Here is a 19591-nt window from a genome sequence, read left to right on the forward strand (position 1 = left end):
GCCTGAATTTTAATGTGAACCGCCATGCAATGGCTGACTGTCAAGCTACTTCGTAATTTGTAAGTAAAAGTAAAACCTAATTAAAACGTATTGATGCCGGATTCCACCCGGGTAAACTAAGCTTTCGCCCAATACTTTTTGTGCGGCTTGCATTACCCATCATTCGCCTGACGTTTTTGGAATTCTGATGAAAAAAATAATCACAGTACTGGTACTGGGAGGACTGGCCTGGGCCGGTTTCCAGTATTTGCAACAGAATAAAGGGCCCGAGGCCAAGCGCGCCCGGATTGTACCCAACGTGGTGGTGGCCACCGCGGCCATGCAGGCAGTAAGGGATGAGGTGGAAGCGCTGGGCACAACGCTTGCCAACGAATCGGTCAATATCACCGCCAAGGTGACCGAAGTGGTGGCCTCGGTAAATTTCAACGATGGCGATCTGGTTGCCAAAGGTGAACTGCTGGTGCAGCTGCAGGATGCTGAGCAGAGGGCCAAGGTCACTGTGGCCAAGGTCAAGGTGAGCGATCATCAGCGGGAACTGAAACGCATCAGTACCCTGGTCACCAACCAGACAGTGGCCGAAACCGAACGTGACAGATTGCAAACCGCCATCGACACCGCCAAGGCGGAACTGGATCAGGCCGAATCGGCGCTGCGTGACAGGCGCATAGTGGCGCCCTTTGCCGGCAGACTCGGCCTAAGACAAATCAGCAATGGCGCACTGCTGACGCCGGGTACCAGCATTACCACCCTCGACGATATCTCCAGCGTTAAACTGGACTTTTCCGTGCCGGAGCGTTTTTTGACCGATCTTATCCCCGGCAAAGATGTCGAGGCCAGTGCCGTGGCTTACCCTGGTGAGTTGTTCATCGGTAAGGTGCTGTCGGTGGACAGCCGGGTCAACCCCGCGACCCGCGCCGTAACAGTGCGGGCCGAAATTCCCAATCCCCAGGCCAAGTTGTTGCCCGGGATGCTGATGAAGGTCAAGCTCATCAAGCAAAGTCGTGAAGCCCTGCTGGTGCCGGAGTCGGCGATTATCCCCATTCAGAAGAAGCATTTTGTATACCTGGTCAACGGTGATAACCGCGTCGAACAACGTCAGGTCACCGTGGGGCTGCGCAAACGCGGCTGGGTGGAGCTGACCGACGGCATAGAAATGGGGGAAAAGATCATTATCCGCGGCATTCTCAAGGTGCGTCCCGGTGATGAGGTTAAACCCGAACAGGAAGAACATTTTGGCCGTCACGATGACGACAATGGGGAGACTGCCGCATGAGACTGACGGATCTGTCCGTTAAGCGGCCGGTGTTTGCCTCGGTATTGAGTCTGCTGCTTATCGCCTTTGGCCTGGTGTCCTTTGACAAACTGCCACTGCGGGAATACCCCAACATTGACCCGCCGGTGGTGTCCATTTCCACCAGTTACCGCGGCGCCAGTGCCTCAGTGGTGGAGAGCCGCATTACCCAGTTGGTGGAAGACAGGGTCAGCGGCGTGGAAGGCATACGTCATATCAGCTCATCGAGCAGCGATGGCCGCTCCTCTGTGACCCTGGAGTTCGATGTCGGTCGCGATATTGAGGCCGCCGCCAATGATGTGCGCGACCGCATTTCCGGTTTGCTGAACAACCTGCCGGAGGAAGCGGATCCACCGGAGGTACAAAAGGCCAACGGTGGTGACGAGGTCATCATGTGGCTCAACCTGGTGTCGGATCAGATGACCACACTGGAACTGACCGACTATGCCAACCGTTACCTGGTGGACCGATTCTCGGCCCTGGATGGCGTCGCCATGATGCGTATCGGCGGTGGCAAGGTTTATTCGATGCGTATTTGGGTCGACAGGCAAGCCCTGGCAGCCCGCCATCTGACCGTGGGTGACATTGAAGCCAAGCTTCGTTCCGAAAACGTGGAACTGCCGGCGGGCTCCATCGAGTCCAAGGAGCGCCACTTTACTGTGCGCCTGGAGCGCAGTTTCCGCACCGCCGAGGATTTTGCCAACCTGGTGCTGGCTGAAGGGAATGACGGTTACCTGGTGAAACTGGGGGACGTGGCCCGGGTCGAAATCGGCTCAGAAGAAGACAGGATCATGTTCCGCGGTAACCGCGAGGCCATGATAGGTCTGGGGGTCACCAAGCAATCTACAGCCAATACCCTGGAAGTGGCCCGCGGTGCTAACGCCCTGGTGGACAAGATCAATCCGACCCTGCCGGCCGGCATGTCCATCAAGCGCTCCTATGACAGTTCGGTATTTATCGAGGCCTCTATCGCCGAGGTGTACCAGACACTGTTTATCGCCATGGTGCTGGTGGTCATAGTGATTTACCTGTTCCTTGGCAGCGTGCGTGCCATGTTGATCCCGGCGGTGACAGTGCCCGTATCGCTGCTGGGAACCTTTATCGTGCTCTATGCCCTGGGTTATACCATTAACCTCTTGACCCTGCTGGCAATGATCCTAGCCATCGGCATGGTGGTGGATGACGCCATTGTGATGCTGGAGAACATCCACCGCCGGATAGAGGACGGGGAATCGCCGCTGGTGGCGGCCTTCCTTGGTGCCCGCGAGGTGGCCTTTGCCGTTATCGCCACCACTGCGGTATTGGTGGCGGTATTCATGCCCATTACCTTCCTGGAAGGGGACCTGGGCAAGCTGTTTAAGGAGTTTGCCGTCACCATGAGTGCGGCGGTGATCTTCTCCAGCGTGCTGGCGCTGTCACTCAGCCCCATGATGTGTTCCAAACTGCTCAAACCCGCGTCCCAGGATACCTGGCTGGTGCGCAAGGTGGATGCCGGTATGGACGCTCTGCAGGCTTTCTATCGCCGGGTATTGCTGCGTACCATAGGTCATCCGGTGCTGGTCAGTATTGGAGTGCTGGCTGCACTTGGCGCCAGTGTGGCCCTGGTGCAGCAGGTTCCCCAGGAGTTTGCCCCTCAGGAAGACAGGGGATCCATGTTCCTCATGGTCAATGGTCCCCAGGGCGCCAGCTTTGAGTACATAGAGTCCTACATGGATGAAGTGGAAGACAGGTTGATGCCCCTGGTGCAAAGTGGCGAAATCAAACGTCTGCTGATCCGTGCTCCCCGAGGCTTTGGTCGCAGTGCCGATTTCTCCAACGGTATGGCCATCATAGTGCTTGAAGATTGGGGTAAGCGCCGCAGTGCCTTTGAGATCATCAATGATATCCGTGGTCGTTTGGGGGATTTGGCCGGAGTGCGTGCCTTTCCCATCATGCGCCAGGCTTTTGGCCGTGGCATAGGTAAGCCGGTGCAGTTCGTGCTCGGTGGTCCCAGCTACGAAGAGTTGGCCCGTTGGCGGGACATCATTTTGGAAAAGGCCGCCGAGAATCCCAAACTGCTGGCGCTGGACCACGACTACAAGGAAACCAAACCGCAACTGCGGGTGGTGATCGACAGGGACAGGGCCGCCGATCTCGGGGTCTCCATCGCTCATATCGGACGTACCCTGGAGTCCATGTTGGGCTCGCGCCTGGTCACCAACTTTATGCGTGACGGTGAGGAATACGATGTCATCATCGAAGGTGAGCGCGACAACCAGAACACGGCCCGGGATTTGACCAATATCTATGTGCGTTCCGATCGCAGTAAGGAATTGATCCCCTTGTCAAATTTGGTGAGTGTGGAAGAGTTTGCCGACGCCTCCAGTTTGAACCGCTATAACCGCCTGCGCTCCATCACCATTGAAGCCAGTCTGGCGGACGGTTACAGCCTGGGCGAGGCCCTTGACTACCTCAATACCCTGGCACGCACCTATCTGCCGGCGGAAGCCAACATCAGTTACAAGGGCCAGTCCCAGGATTATCAGGAATCCGGCAGCTCCATGTATTTTGTGTTTATGTTGGCGCTGGGGGTGGTGTTCCTGGTTTTGGCCGCCCAGTTTGAAAGTTACATTCACCCCATGGTGATCATGCTGACTGTGCCACTTGCAACCCTGGGGGCGCTGATTGGCCTGTATTTGACCGGCCAAAGCCTCAATATCTACAGCCAGATAGGTATCATCATGCTGGTGGGACTGGCGACGAAAAACGGCATCCTTATCGTGGAATTCGCCAACCAGCTGAGGGACAGGGGAGAAGCGTTCCAGGAAGCGTTGTTAAAGGCCTCCTGTCAACGGCTGCGGCCCATTCTGATGACGGGGATCACCACGGCCGCCGGCGCCATCCCCCTGGTGATGGCCCAGGGTGCCGGTGCCGAGACCCGCTTTGTGATAGGCGTGGTGGTGTTGTCAGGCATTATGCTGGCGACCCTCTTTACCCTGGTGGTGGTGCCAGTTGCCTATGCCTTGCTGGCCAGGCATTCAGGTTCACCGGATCAGGTGGCCCAGCAGCTTGAGCGCGAGTTGGCCCAAAGACAGCAGTAACCTTAAACAGGAGCGCCGCAAGGCGCTCTTGTTTTTTCGATGGAATCCAAGTCCCATCATGGACTATTCTGGATTATTAATCGCTGAATCAAGGGGATCGGATATGGACGTCATGGAGCCGGAAGTGGTGCAGGCCATCAAGAGTGGTCGCAAGATAGAAGCCATCAAACGATTGCGCGAGCTCAGGGGCATAGGGCTCAAGGAAGCCAAGGAGCAGGTGGAACGTTACGCCAGGGATAACCGTATTGAGATCCCAACGGACAGCAACGGTTCCATGGTGTTCCTGCTGCTGGTTATCCTGGTGCTGCTGGGCTATTTTGCTTTTCGCTATTTAAGCTGATGTATTGGAGCACCGGCATGCATTATTTACTCATGTACGATGTCATAGATGATTACGTGGCCAGGCGCACAGAATTTCGCGCCCCGCATCTGGCCCATGCCAAGGCAGCCGAAGCCCGTGGCGAGCTGCTGCTGGCAGGTGCCTTGGCCGATCCCGTCGATGGTGCCATATTGCTGTTTAACGCTGACAGCCCCGAGGTGGTGGAGCGTTTTGCCAGGGCCGATCCCTATGTGATAAACGGACTTATTACCCGTTGGCGGGTGCGGCCATGGACCACGGTAGTGGGAAGCCTGCTTAATAAAACAACTTAACAACGCCTTTTCACACCTAGAGTCTTTTGAAATGTATGGAAACCCAATTACTTTTATGTGCCTAGGATTATGTGCGCTTTCTTGCATAAGTGTATTGTTGTGGCCTGTTGCACTCTACATGTCGGTTTTTCTTTTCGATGCACCTGACTCAATGTCTAAGGTTACAAACTGGGGTATCTGCTTCTTGCTTCTTAGTTATCCCGCCACTGTGATCCTTGGTACTTTACATACGGCGAATTCTCATAAAAAAACTCGAACTTTATCAGCTTTGCTTGGAACGGTAATTTCATACAGCAACATAGCAATACTGTATTTGTTGATAACTTTAAAAGTTTGGTGACAGGGCGTATAGAAAATTGCTCAAGCATACGCCGACAGGCATGGCTTGCGCCATGTGTCTGTCGTGCAGCGAGAGTATCCAAGCAAGGCGTTATAAAAATGCACAACAAAAAAAGCGCCCACGGGCGCTTTTTTCATGCTGTCCTGGCATCAGGCCGGTTCCAACTCGGCGAGAATGCAGTCCTGCAGATAGCTGGCAAAATCGTGGCCGTGGTGGGCCAGCATCTTGGGGAACATGGAGATAGGGGTCAGTCCCGGGAAGGTATTGATCTCGTTCAGCAGGATTTCGTTGTCTTCGGTGAGGAAAAAGTCGATACGCGACAGGTGACGCAGCTTCAGCCCCTTGAAGGCACGGATGGCGTAATCGCGCATGGCAGCAATGATGTCTTCGCTGACATTACCGGCTTCCACATGGGTCACTGCCTGGCTCTTGGCATCGTATTTCTCTTCAAAGCTGTAGAAGGTATTGGCGGCACAGACGATTTCCCCAGGGCGGGTCGCAATAACTTCGCCCTGGTATTCGTAGACGGCGATTTCGAGCTCCCTTGCCTTGATGGTCTTTTCCACGACTACATAGGGGGCGTATTCGAACGCCTTGGCCAACAGTGGCCCTATGTCGGCCTTGTTATTGGCCGGGAAGCAGCCAACGGACGAGCCCTGGCTGGCGGCCTTGATAAAGACGCTGCCCCAGTCATCGAAGGCGGCTTCGACCCTTGCCACGGCATCGGGGCTGTATTCCCCGAGGAACAGGTAAGGCGTATTGGGGATCCCAAGGGCGCTGAACCACATCTTGGCGGTGATCTTGTTGAAACAGTTGCTGCTGGCTTCTGAGGTGCAGCCGAAATAGGGCAGGTTGATAAGGTTGAACCAGGATTGAATATCGCCGGTTTCACCCGGGTAGCCGTGAATGCAGGGGATCACATAGTCCACCGGCCAGGGGGCTTGCTTGTCGTCGGTAAACCGAATTTCCCGTTTATTGGTCAGCTCCACATAGCTGCCGTCCTTGGTGCGGTACAGACCCTCGGCGGTCAATTCCAGCCACAGGGTGTTGAATCTGTCCAGCTTGGCCAGACAGGTCTCGAAATAGCCCGCCGACAGCAAAGAGATGGCGTGCTCGCTGCCACCACCGCCGCAGAGCAGCACCAGGTTGTATTTAGTCATTGTCACTCCGTGATGAATTGGGGCGGGGCCAGGATGCAATGGGCCATCCGCGCCAAGCAGTGTAATGAGGGGCGGCCAACCTCGCAAGGGGGGCCGCTAATTGTCTCGTCTTTGCCATTGTTTTAGCTGCCCCACAACCTGGCGGCCAGGCCGGATGCGCGGCGGGTGGGCCGCGCCACGGCGGCAGCAAACAGGGCTTCAGTGCCAAGGCAGCAGAAGGCATCCTTGGCACGGGTGATGGCGGTGTAAACCAGTTCCCGGCTGATGAGTTGCTGCTGGCCCGGAGACGGGTCCGGTGGCAGCACCAGAGCCACCTGTTCAAATTCGCTGCCCTGGCTCTTGTGTACCGTCATGGCGAAACAACTTTCGTGGCTTGGCAATCTCGCCGGCAACACCTTGAGCAGGCTGCCGTCGCTTTGCACGAAACAAGCCAGCAGGCGCTTGTCCGGCCCCTGGGGCAGAATAATGCCTATGTCGCCGTTAAACAGCCCCAGGCCATAGTCGTTGCTGCCAATGATGATGGGGCGTCCGGCGTAAAACTCCTGGTTGGGCACTATCAGCCGTTCCCGGGCCAGACGGGCGGTCAGCAGGCGGTTGATGCCTTCAACGCCGAAGTCACCGGCACGCATGGCGCACAGCACCCGGAAGCGGTTGTACTGGGCTATGATGGCGTCGGCGCTTTCGCCCCGAACCATGGCTTCGAGATAGTCGCGGTATCGGGACACAGCCAGCTGCAACAGCTGCTCCAATCCCTTGCCGGCGTCGTGGCCAAGCCAGCTCAGCTCCCGATAACCCTGCTGCCATACCTGGGTGACCGCCTGATTGTCACCCTCGTTGACGGCCTTGGCCAAACGACCTATGCCGGCATCGCCGCTGAATCTGTGGCTGTGCCACAATCGGCACAGGTTATCGCCAAGTCCGGCGTTTTCCGTGGGACTGAACGGGTATCCGGTCAGCTGCTCCAGTATGGCTGCTTGCTCGCGGCTCACCCTCGACCCTTGGCTGATGCCCTGGCAGATGTCCGCCAGCACGGCGCCGGCTTCCACCGAGGCCAGCTGGTCCTGATCGCCCAGCAAAATCAGCCGCGCCTTGGGCGGCAGGGCATCCAGCAGGCGGTGCATCATGGGCAGATCCACCATGGAGGCTTCGTCTATCAGCAGCAGATCCAGCTCCAGCGGATTGTCGCCATGGTGGCGGAATTTGTGTGAACCCGGAATTACCCCCAGCAGGCGGTGCAAGGTGGCGGCGTCCTCCGGCAGGGCGGCCACCTGCTGCGGGCTGATGACGGCGGGATCCAGACTGCTGCCCAGACGCTGCTTGGAGGCCTTGATGGACTCACTCAAACGCGCTGCCGCCTTGCCTGTGGGGGCCACCATGCGGATCCTTAATTCGGGTTCAACCGCCAGCAATAACAGCAAAAGTTTGGTCACTGTGGTGGTCTTGCCCGTACCCGGTCCGCCGGTGATGACCGTGAGTTTCTGGCGACAGGCGGTGGCGACGGCAATTTTTTGCCAATCCGGCGCAGTGTCGTTGTCAGCACGATAGTCAGTGGCGTCGGGAAACAGGGCTCCGAGTAGTTGAGCCGTCTGCTCGGAGAGGGGCTGCTGCTCACGACTGAGGCTCAGCAGGGTGTTGGCCACACTCACTTCATAGCTGTGGTAACGCTTGAGATAGAGCCTGTCACCGTCCAGCACCAAGGGTTTGGTGATCCTGTCCCCGGGGGCCGCCACCATGGGCAGGGCCGCTATGGCCTGAAGCAGTCCGGGCAGGTCGGTGTTGATGGATACCGAGGGATGGCGCTCACCGAGGGGATTTTGCAAGTCGAGATCCGATAACAGCAGGCAGCTGTTCTGGGCACTGAGATTACGGCTCACCAGGGCGCAGCACAGTAAACCCAGAGGGGAATCATCCCCGTGCAGCCGTGTCAGTTCCAGGGCAAAGTGCCGATTGAGTGGCTCCAGCAGTCCCTGTTGCTGCCAGACTTTGAGCTGCTGCGCCATGGGGATAGGGCAAGTGAGGATCATCCTGGCTCTCCTGTGAACATCTTATCCAACTCCTCGATCAGTGCCTTGGGTGGCCTGTCGTAAAAGATGCCCTTGCCGGGCTCGGTGGCATGCATACCGCGCAGGAACAGATAATACACACCGCCGAAATCCCGCTCATAGTCATAGTCCGGCAGCCGCTGGCTAAGGAAGCGATGCAGGGCCAGGCTGTACAGCAGGTATTGAAGATCGTAATGGTGATCGCGAATGGCACTGGCCATCGTCTGTCTGTCGTAGCAGGAAAAATCATGACCGAGATGGTTGGATTTGTAATCGGCCACATAGAAGCGGCCACCATGGCAGAACACCAAATCGATAAAGCCTTTCAGCATGCCGCACAAGGTGTCAAAACCGTATTGGCTGCCATAGCCGTAGCGGCCAAGCAGGGTCGACAGTTTATCGGGATTGAGCCCCATGACCGGCAGGTAAAATTCCATTTCCACCAGTTTGTCGGCTGGAGCCAAACGTGACAGGGTCAATTGCCCGCCATCGAGCGGTGCTTGCAGCAGTGACAGGTACCAGTCTTTGAGCATATTGAACCAGTGGTCGGCGATGCCGTATTGGGCCATGGCCTTGGTCAGCGCGGTTTCCAGCTCGGTATCGGCGCGGGTGAAGTCGAACAGCTCCAATACCAGGTGCATAAAACTGCCGGCATTGGCGCCGCGATCAAAACCAAAGCGGTCAAGGCTGGTCTCTGTGGTCCGGGGGGATGGCAGGGATTCGAGCACATCATAGTGCTCATCGGCGGCCCCCGGCTTGCTGCCATGGCTGCTGTCCTTGACCAGGGCCGAGTAGCTGCCGACGCGCCAGCGCACTGCGTCTCTGGTACGGGGCTTTCGCAGCAGCAGCTCGCTGCCCTGGTGCTCGGTCGTTGGCAGCACGCGGTTGTCTGCTTCGGCTGCAACCCATTCCAGCGCCATGATATCGCCGGCAAGCGCCTTGGCCTTTGCCGCCAACAGTTGACTGTCGCAGTCCTCATTGTCTATGCCGAGGCAATAGCCGATGGCGGTCTGATGCAGATGGCTTTTAAGGCCGGCCTTCAACATGCGACTGTGGTTGGCTATGTAAAGGTAACAGCGGTACACGGGGCGGGTGAGGGCCACGTACAGCAGGCGCAGATCTTCGGCCAGCTGTTCCTGCTTCCAGCGCTCAAAGGCCTCATCGCTGCCGCCGAGATCCCAACACAGGCCCTTGTCTGAGTGATACAGCAAGGGGTTGGGCTTGCGGCTTTGATCCCGTGCCAGGCTGATAAAGGGGATAAAGCAGACGCCGTATTCCAGGCCCTTGCTCTTGTGTATGGTGACTATCTGCACCAGGTTTTGTTCGCTTTCCAGTCGCAGCTGCTGCTCTTCGCCGCCGCTGGCCTGGCACAGTTCCTGTTCGTACCAGTGCAGCAGGGCCGCCATACCGTCCAGCTCGCTGGCTTTCTGTTGCAGCAATTCCGACAGATGGCGTATATCCGTCAGCCGTCGCTCGGCGTTTTCATGGCCCTTGAGACGTTCCAGCAAGCCGGTTTCCGTGGCCAATTGCATCAGTGCCGGCATCACCCCCTGGCGTTGCCACAGCAGGTGCAGATTGGCAAATTGCTCCAGTAGCGCAGCCCGTTTGTCTTCATCGACGTTGAAGCCATGAATGTCGCTGGCGCGGCCGCCCCAAAGCTCGGTTGCCATGGCCGCGCGGATAGCCTGCTCATCCCTGGGCTTTGCCAGCGCCAACAGCACCAGCGCCAGCTCCCTGGCCTCAAGGGTATCGAACACGCTGTCGCGGCTGAGGAATACGGCGCCTATGCGTCTTTTGGCGAGGGCATCACGCATTACGGCGGCCTCGTTCCTGTCCCTGACCAGCACGGCGATATCCCGCGCCAACAGGGGTTGTTCCTTTGACTCTTTGACTATCTGTGCCTCACGGTTTGCGGCCAGGGTCAGCAGGCGGCAGATCTCGGCGGCGGCATCTTCGGCAAGCCTCGCCCTGGCATCTGTCTTGTTCAGCCCCATGACAGGGTCCTCTGCCAGCAGGCGCAGCTGCAGTCCCGGCGCTGTGTGGCCCCCAACCTTAAGGCTTTTGTCCTCGCCGCGGGCCTGGCTGTCAACGGCGTCAAAGGGAATGGCGGCATCGATAAAGGCATCTTCCCTGGCCTGGAACAGCCGATTGACCCCAGCCACCATGGATTCGGCGGAGCGGTAGTTGGTGCCCAGATGATATTGGGCTGTGGTGGTGGCACGGGCCTTGAGGTAAGTGTGAATATCACCGCCACGGAAGGCGTAAATGGCCTGTTTGGGATCGCCAATCATCAACAAACGGCCTTCGGGATAGATGGTGCTGAAAATGGCGAACTGCAGCGGATCCGTATCCTGGAATTCATCGATAAGGGCAATGGGGAAACGGCGCCTGAGCACGGATGCCAGGGTCTGGTCTTCACCGTCGAGGGCGCCTGCCAGGGTCAGCAGCAGATCGTCCGGGCTCAGCAGTTGCTGTTGGCGCTTAAGGGCATGGAAACGCAGACGGATTTCCTCCCGGGCCGTCACCAGAAAGGCCGGCAGCAATTGCTCTGCTGTGTGTGCCAAAGCCTCAATCTGCGCCAGCAGTGGTGCTTGCTGGGGCGAGGGCAGGCTGCCGCCCTTGTTGAGTTTGATGTTGCCAAGGGCCAGCGCTGAAAGCACCTTTGCCGGAGGCAGGCCGCTGCCGAAACGGCACCAGTTATCCATATCCAAAAACATGTCGGCCAGCTTGGGATAGCCGTCGGCCTGTTTGCCATAGCTGGTGCCATTGAGCGGCAGTTCGGTTAACAGCGCCAGGGTGGCATCCCTGTCCCTTGGCCAGGACAGGCGCATACGGGCCAATCCCTGGCTGAGATCTTGGGCGGCCTGCTCAAAGGGGGCCGGTGATTGGGCCGGGACCGCGTCCTGGGCGCCGAGCAAGGGTCTCAGGGCCGCCATCAGGGCATCCGGGCTTTCAAATTTTGCGCGGATTAAGGCCGCCAGCTCAGGGGCCATGCCGTAGCAATGGGCACGCCAGAAGTCGCGCACCGCCCGTTGCAGATATTCGCTGTCATCCAGGGTGAACTCGGACTCAAACAGCAGCGCAGATTCAAAGGCCATATCCGCCAGCACCCGCTGGCAAAAGCCGTGAATGGTATAGATGGCCGCCTCGTCGAGTCCCTTGAGCGCCGCGTCGAGGCGCCTGAGCGCCATGGGTCTGTCTTGCTCGGCAACCCCGTCTAGCAGCGCCTCAATAAAGCCATCCTTGATGCGAAGGCCCAGAAACGCCCGGAAGGCCTGCTGAATGCGGCGACGGATCCTGTCCCTGAGTTCACTGGTGGCGGCATTGGTAAAGGTCACCACCAAAATCTCATCTACCTTCAACGGGGTTTCGCTGGCCCCTTGCTCCCCCAGTCCGAGCAACAACCGCAGGTACAGGTTGGCTATGGTGTAGGTCTTGCCGGTGCCGGCGCTGGCCTCAATAAGCCGGGTGCCGTGCAGTGGCAGGTTGAGGGCGTCCAGGGTTTGGCTGCTTGCGGCGCTCATACTGTGGCTCCAGTGGTGGGTCCGACGCGGACGAAATCGCCCAGCGCGGCCAGCTTGTCCTTGTGGAACAGGGCCAGCAGCGGCGTGTAGACATTCAGCGCCAGTTGGCCGAAACCGGCTTCGCTGAAGTCATCGGGAAAGCGGAACAGTCGCCGGTTGTGGGGCTCGGTACCTTCACCGCGCTCTTCCCCCCCTTGCTCATCGAGCCAGATGGGGGCCACGGCCGCAAGCCGGGTCTCATGATCGCCCTCGGCCTGGGCGTATTCCAGGGAGCAGCTGGGGAAAAAGGCCAGAGGCACTGTCGCGGCATGGCGGTAATGGGCCACCAGATTATCCAGCAGCGTTAATGCCATTTCCGGCAGCAGTGGGCTTAGGCTGTGGAAATGCCCGGAATCCAACAAGAAGGAGGGGGCGCTTCTGCCGGCAGCACACAGACACAGGTGCCTTAAATACAACGCCAACAGATCCTTGGCCTTGGCGGTACCGGGACGAAAATTGACCATGCCCTTGGGGTAGAGGCGATCGATTCGGCCACTGAGTTTTTGACCCGAGGGCAAAATGAGCTCCAGGGTCAGGGTGTCCGGTTCGGCATCGGCGAACAAAAAGCGGCAGCGCTCGATGGCCGGTGCCACATCGCGGCTGAAATCCGTCAGCAGCAAACCATCAAAGGGCGCCATCGGCAATTGACCTGAGGCGCCGAGGCGCATGCCAAGATCTGCCAGCGCTTCGGGGGCCTGCTCTTCATCCACGGTCAGTGCCGTGTCCATCAGCAGCAGCTGCAACTGGTAGCGTTCCAGGGCGTTAAGGGCAAAGGGCTCCTCGTCTTCCTGTTGTTCCAGATCCAGGCGCAGATCCAGCTTGAGGCGCCGCTGGCAATAGAAACGGCTGCTGTCACGGTAAAAACGTATTAGCGCGGCGAGCGGCAGGGCGTCGGCCCATTCATCGGCGTCCGCCGTGAGCTGGATGTCGACAAAGGGCTGCCTGTCCTCAGCCGTGGCTAAGGCCTGTGGATACCACTGGGGTGAAAAGCTGGGGGTCAGCGACTGGTCATCGGCCCGGTACAGGCGCTCATCAAAGGGCTGCAGCGGTTGACGCCACACCAGCATGCGCCTGAGTTCGGTACTGCAGCGGTCGGCAAAATCGCTGGCAATTTGGTCGTCATCGACTTCGGGCAGTGGCAGATGTGCCGGGCGCACGCTCAGTTCGCAGCAATCCAGCAGCTCCGACACCAGCATGGACGGCAGGCGTTCGCTGTTATCGCGCTCGCTGTGACCGATAAAGCTGATGTAGCACTGGCGCCTGGCGGACAACAGGGCTTCGAGGAACAGGTATCTGTCATCCAAACGGCGGGAGCGGTCGCCCCGTCTGGGGCCAAGTTGGGCCATCAGGTCGAATCCCACGGGATGCTGCACCCTGGGGTACAGACCATCGTTCATTCCGAGCAGGCACACCACCTGGAAGGGAATGGAGCGCATCGGCATCAGGGTACAGAAATTGACCGCGCCGGCGAGGAATCTTTGTCCCACCCGTGACTGACCCAGCTCAGAGCGGAAGTACTGGGCCATGACCGCCAATGGCAGCTCCTGGTCAAAACCACTGCCGCTGAGGTTGTCCGAGAGCTTACCCAGGCATTCACGGATGAGCTGCAGATCGTCGCGGCTGTCGTCGCTGTCCTGGTACAGTTGCTCCAACAATCCGGCCAGCAGAGCAAGACGCTCTGGCGCCCTGGCTTGCTTGGCCATGGACAGGCGAAATTCGTCGAGCATCTCGATAAAGTCCAAAAGCTTACCGAGCGCCTGTGCCTGCTGGCCTTCAATGCCGGACATGGGCAGATTGCCCAGATACAGCTCGCTGTCATCTCCCAGCGCGTAGCCCAGGATAAGGCGGCGTACCCCGAAGGCCCATGAATGCTTGTCAAAGGCCGGCAGCGCCAGGCGCTCACGACTGGCTCCGTCGCGCCCCCAGCGTACCCCGGCATCGCGCAGCCATTGGCGAATTCGTGCCAGTTCATCCTCATCCAGACGCCACCTGGCCATCACCGCCGGTACTTCCAGCATCCCAAGGATATCCGACAAACCAAAACGGCTGTTATCCAGGTCCAGGGCGGTCAAAAAGCTGTTGACCAGGGGGGATTCTTCGCGGGCGCCCCTGTCGGCAATGGCGTAGGGAATGGCATGATCGCCGCGGCGGGAGGAAAAGACCGCATCTATGTAGGGAGCGTAGGCGGCGACATCCGGCAGCATCACCACTATGTCCTTGGCCGTTAAGCCTTCATCGGCGGCTAAGAGTGCCAGCAAATGATCATGCAGGGTTTCCACTTCCCTGAGGGGACTGTGGCAACTGCGGATGCAAAGGGAGCTGTCATCCGGGCGCAAGGGCCGGCGTTTGGCGGCCTGCTGGTACAGGTGCAGATCCGGCCCCAGCGGTTCATCGTCCAGAATTTGCATCTCCAGAATATCCTGTTGCAGCAGGTGCAACAGGCAATCCTGACCCGGTTCCACATAAAGGGCTTCATCCGTATCCAGGTGTTGCTCCGGTAAGCTGAGGATAAGATCGAGCAGCTCGCGGCCCATTTTGCCGTTGGCCGCCAGCAGCGGGTTACCCACCTCCAGACTGTCTTCCCAATGCTCGGGCAAGAGTTTGTTTTCACCGTACTTCAGCGCCAGACGGGCCCGCTGGCGCGGGTCCACTATATCGCCCCAGTATTGGCGACAGGGACTGAGATTAAACATCAGCACATCTATGCGCCCGGCAAGGGCGTGCAGCACCTCCAACGTTTGGGGCGCCATTGACGAGATGCCAAAGACAAACAGCCGCTTGGGCAGTCCGGCCAGGGAGGTATTGGGATCGGCCAGGGCCTCCAGCAGACTCTGATGCAGATTGGCCCTGTGCCAGCGACTTTGGCGCAGGTGCTCATTGTTGAAGGCCTGTAATTGGCGCCACAGCGCCGGTTGCCAGAGGGCGCTTTGCGGCAGGGACTGGCCATCGGGCAACGGATTATCCTCGCCACTTTCCCAGGCCAGGATCCAGTCCGGGCGGTACACCAGATATTGGTCAAAGATGTCGGCGATGCGCCCCGCCAGTTGATACAGCTTGAGCGGCTGGCTAGTCTGCTCAGTGGCCTTATCCTGCGTGTCCGCTGCGGCCAAATAGTGCCCGAGGGGTTGATACAAGCCCTGGGTGTCGGCATCCAACAACCCCGGCAGTAATTGCATCAGCTTCCAGGTCATGGCCTCCTTGGTGAAGGCGTTGTCCATGGGCACCTCGGGCAGCAGGGTATGGCACAGGGACCAAATGAAACTCGAAGGCAGAGGGAAGGCCAGGGCCGCCGCTATGCCATTGTGGGCCGCCAGTTCCAATCTGAGCCAGGTGGCCATACCCGGGCTTTGCACCAGGATCTGCTCTTCGCCAAGGGGCGGGCTGCCGGGGGCAGGGAAGCGCACCAGATCCGCAAGCCGCGAAGACAGCACTTCCATCTGGTTGGAATGAATGAGTCTGAACATAAGCCCCGGCCAGTGAGATAAAAAATTTGAAAAATCATTCTAAGTGACTGACTTAACGCATTCAACCGCCGCGCAAAGCCTGGCTCAGGAATTGAGCTGTGCGTTTCTGAGCCGCAGCCGCAGCCGCCGGGTGTCACGCTTGAGTTTGCGCAGCGATTGATGGTATCCCCGTGGCAGTGCCGGGCCGTATCTGAGCCGCAGGAACAGCTGCTGCCAGGCTTTGAGATCGTCGGCCATCGACGGGAAGGCACTGATGGCCCGATCGCAATAGTCACGCGGCCCTTCGCCCTGGCCCCGTTTCAGCCCCCGCTTAGCCAGGCTCTGCTCCAATGCAGTAAAGGCGGCCAGCAGCGGGTCTTTCTTCTTTGGCAGGCGCAGCAGTCCGGCCTGCCAGGCCACCAACAGCAAAATACCCCCCAGCCCTATCAATACCAGCAATGCCAGGCGGGCAATGGAAAAACCGCCCAGCAGGTTGGACAGCAGTTGCCGCTGACGATCACCGTCAAAACCCAGTACCCACAGGCTCCAGTAGTAATCCAGGCTGGCCATCCTCAGCCTTAATTCATTGAGCCAGGGATATTGCTTCAGATTCAACGGACTCAGGGGAGAATTTTGCAGATAGGCCTCATCCGGGTTGAATGTGGCGTCAAAGCCATCAAGGATCCGGGATGGCGCTATCATGGCGGTGGGATCCAGCCGCTGCCAACCACGGCCTTCAAGCCAAACTTCAACCCAGGCATGGGCCATATACTGATAGACGCTGAGGTAACCGCCGACACTGTTGAACTCACCGCCCTGATAGCCCGTGACCATGCGGGCAGGAATCCCTGTAGCCCGGGCCAGGAACACCAATGCGGAGGCATAATGGGCGCAAAACCCGCGCCGGGTGTTAAACAGGAAATCATCTATCTGTTCTTCGCCCAGGGTGGGTGGAGTCAGGGTGTAAAAAAAGGCTTCCTTGTTGAACAAGTTCATCATGGCGTCAAGCCTGGCGTTTGGGGCCGGATACTGTTCCTGGAACTGCTGCGCCAATGCCAATGTGCGGGGATTACTGTCTTGTGGCAGGGCAAGGTTGCGCTGCTTCACCCCAAGACCCAAGCGCGGATCCATGGCGGCAGAGGCCACTGAACTGACTTGATAATGGAAACGCCCCTCCAGGGAACGGTGGGCATAGAGGCTGAAATCCGGCAGGTTGCTGACGCCCTGGGTTGGGGAATAGGCTACATCCAGGCCGAAAAGCCAATGCTCGCGGCTCGCCTCGGCAATGATCTCATAATCCAGGCTTGTGCCCTTGTTGGCTTCGCGAACGGGCGGCAGGAAGGGGGCATCCTTTTGCAACTTTCTGGCTTCCGGTGCCAGGCGCCATTGGCGGCCATCGTAGTTTTCCAGTACCAGGGCTCGCCAGTAAAGCTGCGGGTTGGCCGGGATCTGGCCCTCAAAGGTTGCCCGGAACGCCAGGGCATCGGATTTGGTTAACTTGGCTATATCGCCGGGATTGACTGTGTCGCTGAGGCCGGTTTGGCCGGTTTTTAACTGTGGTACCAGCCACAGGGGAGCGAGTCGGGGGAGTACCAGAAACAATAGCAGTGCCAGCGGCAGGCTTTGCAGCAGCATCTTGAATGCCAGTGGTTCCCTGAGACTTAAGCGATTGTGATACAAGGTCAGCAGCACCGAAGTGTTGACCCCGGTAAGCAGCAGGATAAAGGCGGCATTCAGTATGCTTTGACTGTCAATGAAATTGAGCGCAATCAGAAAATAACCGGCAAGTACCACCACGCGGACATCGCGCCGGTTGCGTATTTCAATAAATTTCAGTGAATAACCCAGCAACAGAAGATTAATCAGCGCATTGAGCAAGCCGATTTCTTTCGCGATTAGCCCCAGGGTTACAGCGGAGCCTATCCCCAGGGTGGTTACCAGGGCTCGGGGGGGCTTGGCGACCTTGCCGAGATATATACCCAGACGCCATACGAAACAGATGGCACAGATCCCCAGGCTCCATGGGGTGGCATTATCTACCAGTGGCAGCAGCAAACCAATTTGGGCCACCAACAACCAACGCAGGCTGTGCCTGGCTATGACTTCCGTGCCCAGGGTTTTCATGGCCGCTCCGGATAAAGGGCTATGGTCAATTGGCAGCCGATCCTGTGTTGCTCCCCCAGAGCCGGCTCCATCACTGTGTCACCCAAACGCAGGCCGAAAATTTGCTTGCTCCGGGTCAGTTCATCTACCTGCCAGGCCAACTGGGACAGGGCCGTTTCCAATGGCTCGTTGGCAGGAAGTGCCAGCCATTGGGGTAGGCCCTGGGGCTCGGCAAAATCCTTGCTTAACATGCCCCGTCCCTGGGCCAACTGTTTCCAGGCAACCCGTTGCAGTGACTCACCCGGAACATAGCTGCGCAGCCCGGCAAATTCGTCCACGCCCGCCACGTGCTTTCCAAGGTCACTGCTGCTTGCGGCATCGCTGTCGGCACCCAGATGCACAGGGGCGGGCAGTGGCGAGGCAAACACCGGATGCGCTACGTCCATATCAAGCCAGGACCAGGTACGCAGCAGCCCCAGGGGATAGCGGGATTCCACCAGCAGTCGTCCGGGACGCAACAGGCCGCGCTTGCGGGTTTTAACCGGCACCAATACTTTTTGGGGCTCTTTGCCGCAATCACACACCACCACCTCATTGCCGGGATAGCTCAGGTTGACGGCCATGGCACCATGGGACGACGTCAGCTCCATGGGCAGGGCCAGGGTTTCGCCGGCATAGATGTGTGGCGGTGGCATTCGGCTCAGGTTAAGGCCGGCAAGATTGCGAAAACTGTAGATAATGCAGCTTAAAAACAGGCTCAACAACACCAGGGCGAGGCCAATCACCAGATTGTTTTGATAGTTGGTACCAAACAGGTACAGCAGCAATACCAAGCCCAACCAGGCGAAGCCGAAACCGCTGGGGAAGATAAAGATGCTTTTATGGGACAGCTCCTGACTGCTGGCCGGTGGCAGGCGCCGGGCAAGGAATGCATCGAATCGGCGCCGTAAGCGCTCCGGTAAGCTGAGTGCCATGGCTAGCCTATGGGATTAACCTGAGACAACAGGGTTTCGGCCAAGGTCTGGCCCTGCAGTTGACTGCTGGCGCGGATCCTGTGTTGGGCGACGGCGACAAACACCGCCTGAACATCTTCGGGCACCAGATAATGGCGGCCATCGAGGAAGGCCCAGGCCTTGGCGGCCTGCAACAGCGCCTTGGTGGCCCTGGGTGACAGGCCATAACCTTCGCTGTGACTTCTTGATGCCGTTACCAGTGCCAAAATGTAGTTGAGCAGGGCATCGGAGGCACTGACCTCATCCACCGCCTGTTGCAGACTGACCAGGCTGCTGGGGCTGATGCACTGCACCAGTTTGTCCTGGGCTATCTGGGTTTGGCGCAACATGGCCATTTCAGCTTCCTTGGCGGGGTAACCGATGGAAATGCGCATCATGAATCTATCGAGTTGGGACTCCGGCAGCGGAAAGGTTCCCGATTGCTCGGTAGGGTTTTGGGTGGCTATCACGAAAAAGGGGCGGGGCAGGAAATGGGTGTTGCCATCCACTGTGATTTGACCTTCGGCCATGGCTTCAAGCAGGGCACTTTGGGTCTTGGGACTGGCGCGGTTGATTTCATCGGCCAACACCATTTGCCGGAAAACCGGGCCGGGATGAAAGACGAATTGATTTTCCTGCTTGTCGAAAATGGATACCCCGAGAATGTCCGCCGGTAACATGTCGCTGGTGAACTGGATCCTCTGGTAGCTGAGCCCCAGGCTGATGGCCATGGCATGGGACAGGCTGGTTTTGCCCATGCCGGGAAGATCTTCGATAAGCAGATGGCCTCGGGCGAGAATGCAGGCAAGTGCCAGGCGAATTTGTTCTGCCTTGCCCAGCAGTACCTTGTTGAGTTGATCCTTGATGGCCTGAATTTCGAGATGTGCTGTACCGCTTTGCCGATCGGCCATAATAAACTCCTCCAG

General features: G+C 58.3%; 11 protein-coding genes. 4 read left to right on the plus strand and 7 right to left on the minus strand.

Translation table 11 applies throughout. The annotated features are described in order from the left end of the window. The first annotated feature begins 187 nt into the window (after positions 1–187). The 4 genes from JYB85_RS08225 (at position 188) to JYB85_RS08240 (ending at position 5022) form a co-directional block, all read left to right on the plus strand. Positions 188–1273: an efflux RND transporter periplasmic adaptor subunit gene (locus JYB85_RS08225; RefSeq protein WP_207381793.1), complete on the plus strand. Its 1086-nt coding sequence runs from the start codon at positions 188–190 to the stop codon at positions 1271–1273. Continuing rightward, positions 1270–4371, plus strand: a complete 3102-nt coding sequence (locus tag JYB85_RS08230; RefSeq protein WP_207381794.1) for an efflux RND transporter permease subunit — start codon at positions 1270–1272, stop codon at positions 4369–4371. The genes JYB85_RS08225 and JYB85_RS08230 overlap by 4 nt, the downstream gene beginning before the upstream one ends. A gap of 103 nt (positions 4372–4474) precedes the next feature. Next, positions 4475–4711: a ribosomal protein L7/L12 gene (locus tag JYB85_RS08235; RefSeq protein ID WP_207381795.1), complete on the plus strand. Its 237-nt coding sequence runs from the start codon at positions 4475–4477 to the stop codon at positions 4709–4711. A gap of 17 nt (positions 4712–4728) precedes the next feature. Next, the gene (locus tag JYB85_RS08240; RefSeq protein ID WP_207381796.1) at positions 4729–5022 is read left to right on the plus strand and encodes a YciI-like protein; all 294 of its coding nucleotides are present in this window, start codon (positions 4729–4731) and stop codon (positions 5020–5022) included. A 489-nt stretch (positions 5023–5511) separates the two neighbouring features. Here JYB85_RS08240 and JYB85_RS08245 read toward each other — a convergent pair whose 3' ends face one another. From JYB85_RS08245 to JYB85_RS08275, 7 genes are all read right to left on the minus strand, one after another. After that, positions 5512–6522, minus strand: coding sequence for a D-alanine--D-alanine ligase (locus JYB85_RS08245; protein WP_207381797.1), 1011 nt, complete (start codon positions 6520–6522; stop codon positions 5512–5514). 122 nt (positions 6523–6644) lie between these two features. Then, entirely contained in the window at positions 6645–8546 is a 1902-nt protein-coding gene (gene recD, locus JYB85_RS08250; protein WP_207381798.1) for an exodeoxyribonuclease V subunit alpha, read from the minus strand. Then, positions 8543–12088 carry an exodeoxyribonuclease V subunit beta gene (recB, locus tag JYB85_RS08255; RefSeq protein ID WP_207381799.1) on the minus strand — a complete coding sequence of 1182 codons (3546 nt, stop codon included), beginning with the start codon at positions 12086–12088 and terminating at the stop codon, positions 8543–8545. The genes recD and recB overlap by 4 nt, the downstream gene beginning before the upstream one ends. Beyond that, on the minus strand, positions 12085–15591 hold the full coding sequence (recC, locus tag JYB85_RS08260) for an exodeoxyribonuclease V subunit gamma (RefSeq protein ID WP_207381800.1): 3507 nt from the start codon (positions 15589–15591) through the stop codon (positions 12085–12087). Before recC ends, recB begins: the two co-directional genes overlap by 4 nt. Positions 15592–15675: 84 nt before the next feature. Then, on the minus strand, positions 15676–17694 hold the full coding sequence (locus JYB85_RS08265) for a transglutaminase TgpA family protein (RefSeq protein ID WP_207381801.1): 2019 nt from the start codon (positions 17692–17694) through the stop codon (positions 15676–15678). Further along, positions 17691–18647: a DUF58 domain-containing protein gene (locus JYB85_RS08270; protein WP_207381802.1), complete on the minus strand. Its 957-nt coding sequence runs from the start codon at positions 18645–18647 to the stop codon at positions 17691–17693. The genes JYB85_RS08265 and JYB85_RS08270 overlap by 4 nt, the downstream gene beginning before the upstream one ends. A gap of 2 nt (positions 18648–18649) precedes the next feature. Next, entirely contained in the window at positions 18650–19576 is a 927-nt protein-coding gene (locus JYB85_RS08275; RefSeq protein WP_207322895.1) for an AAA family ATPase, read from the minus strand. Positions 19577–19591 lie beyond the last annotated feature (15 nt).

This window comes from Shewanella sedimentimangrovi, assembly GCF_017354965.1.
Lineage (GTDB): Bacteria > Pseudomonadota > Gammaproteobacteria > Enterobacterales > Shewanellaceae > Shewanella > Shewanella cyperi.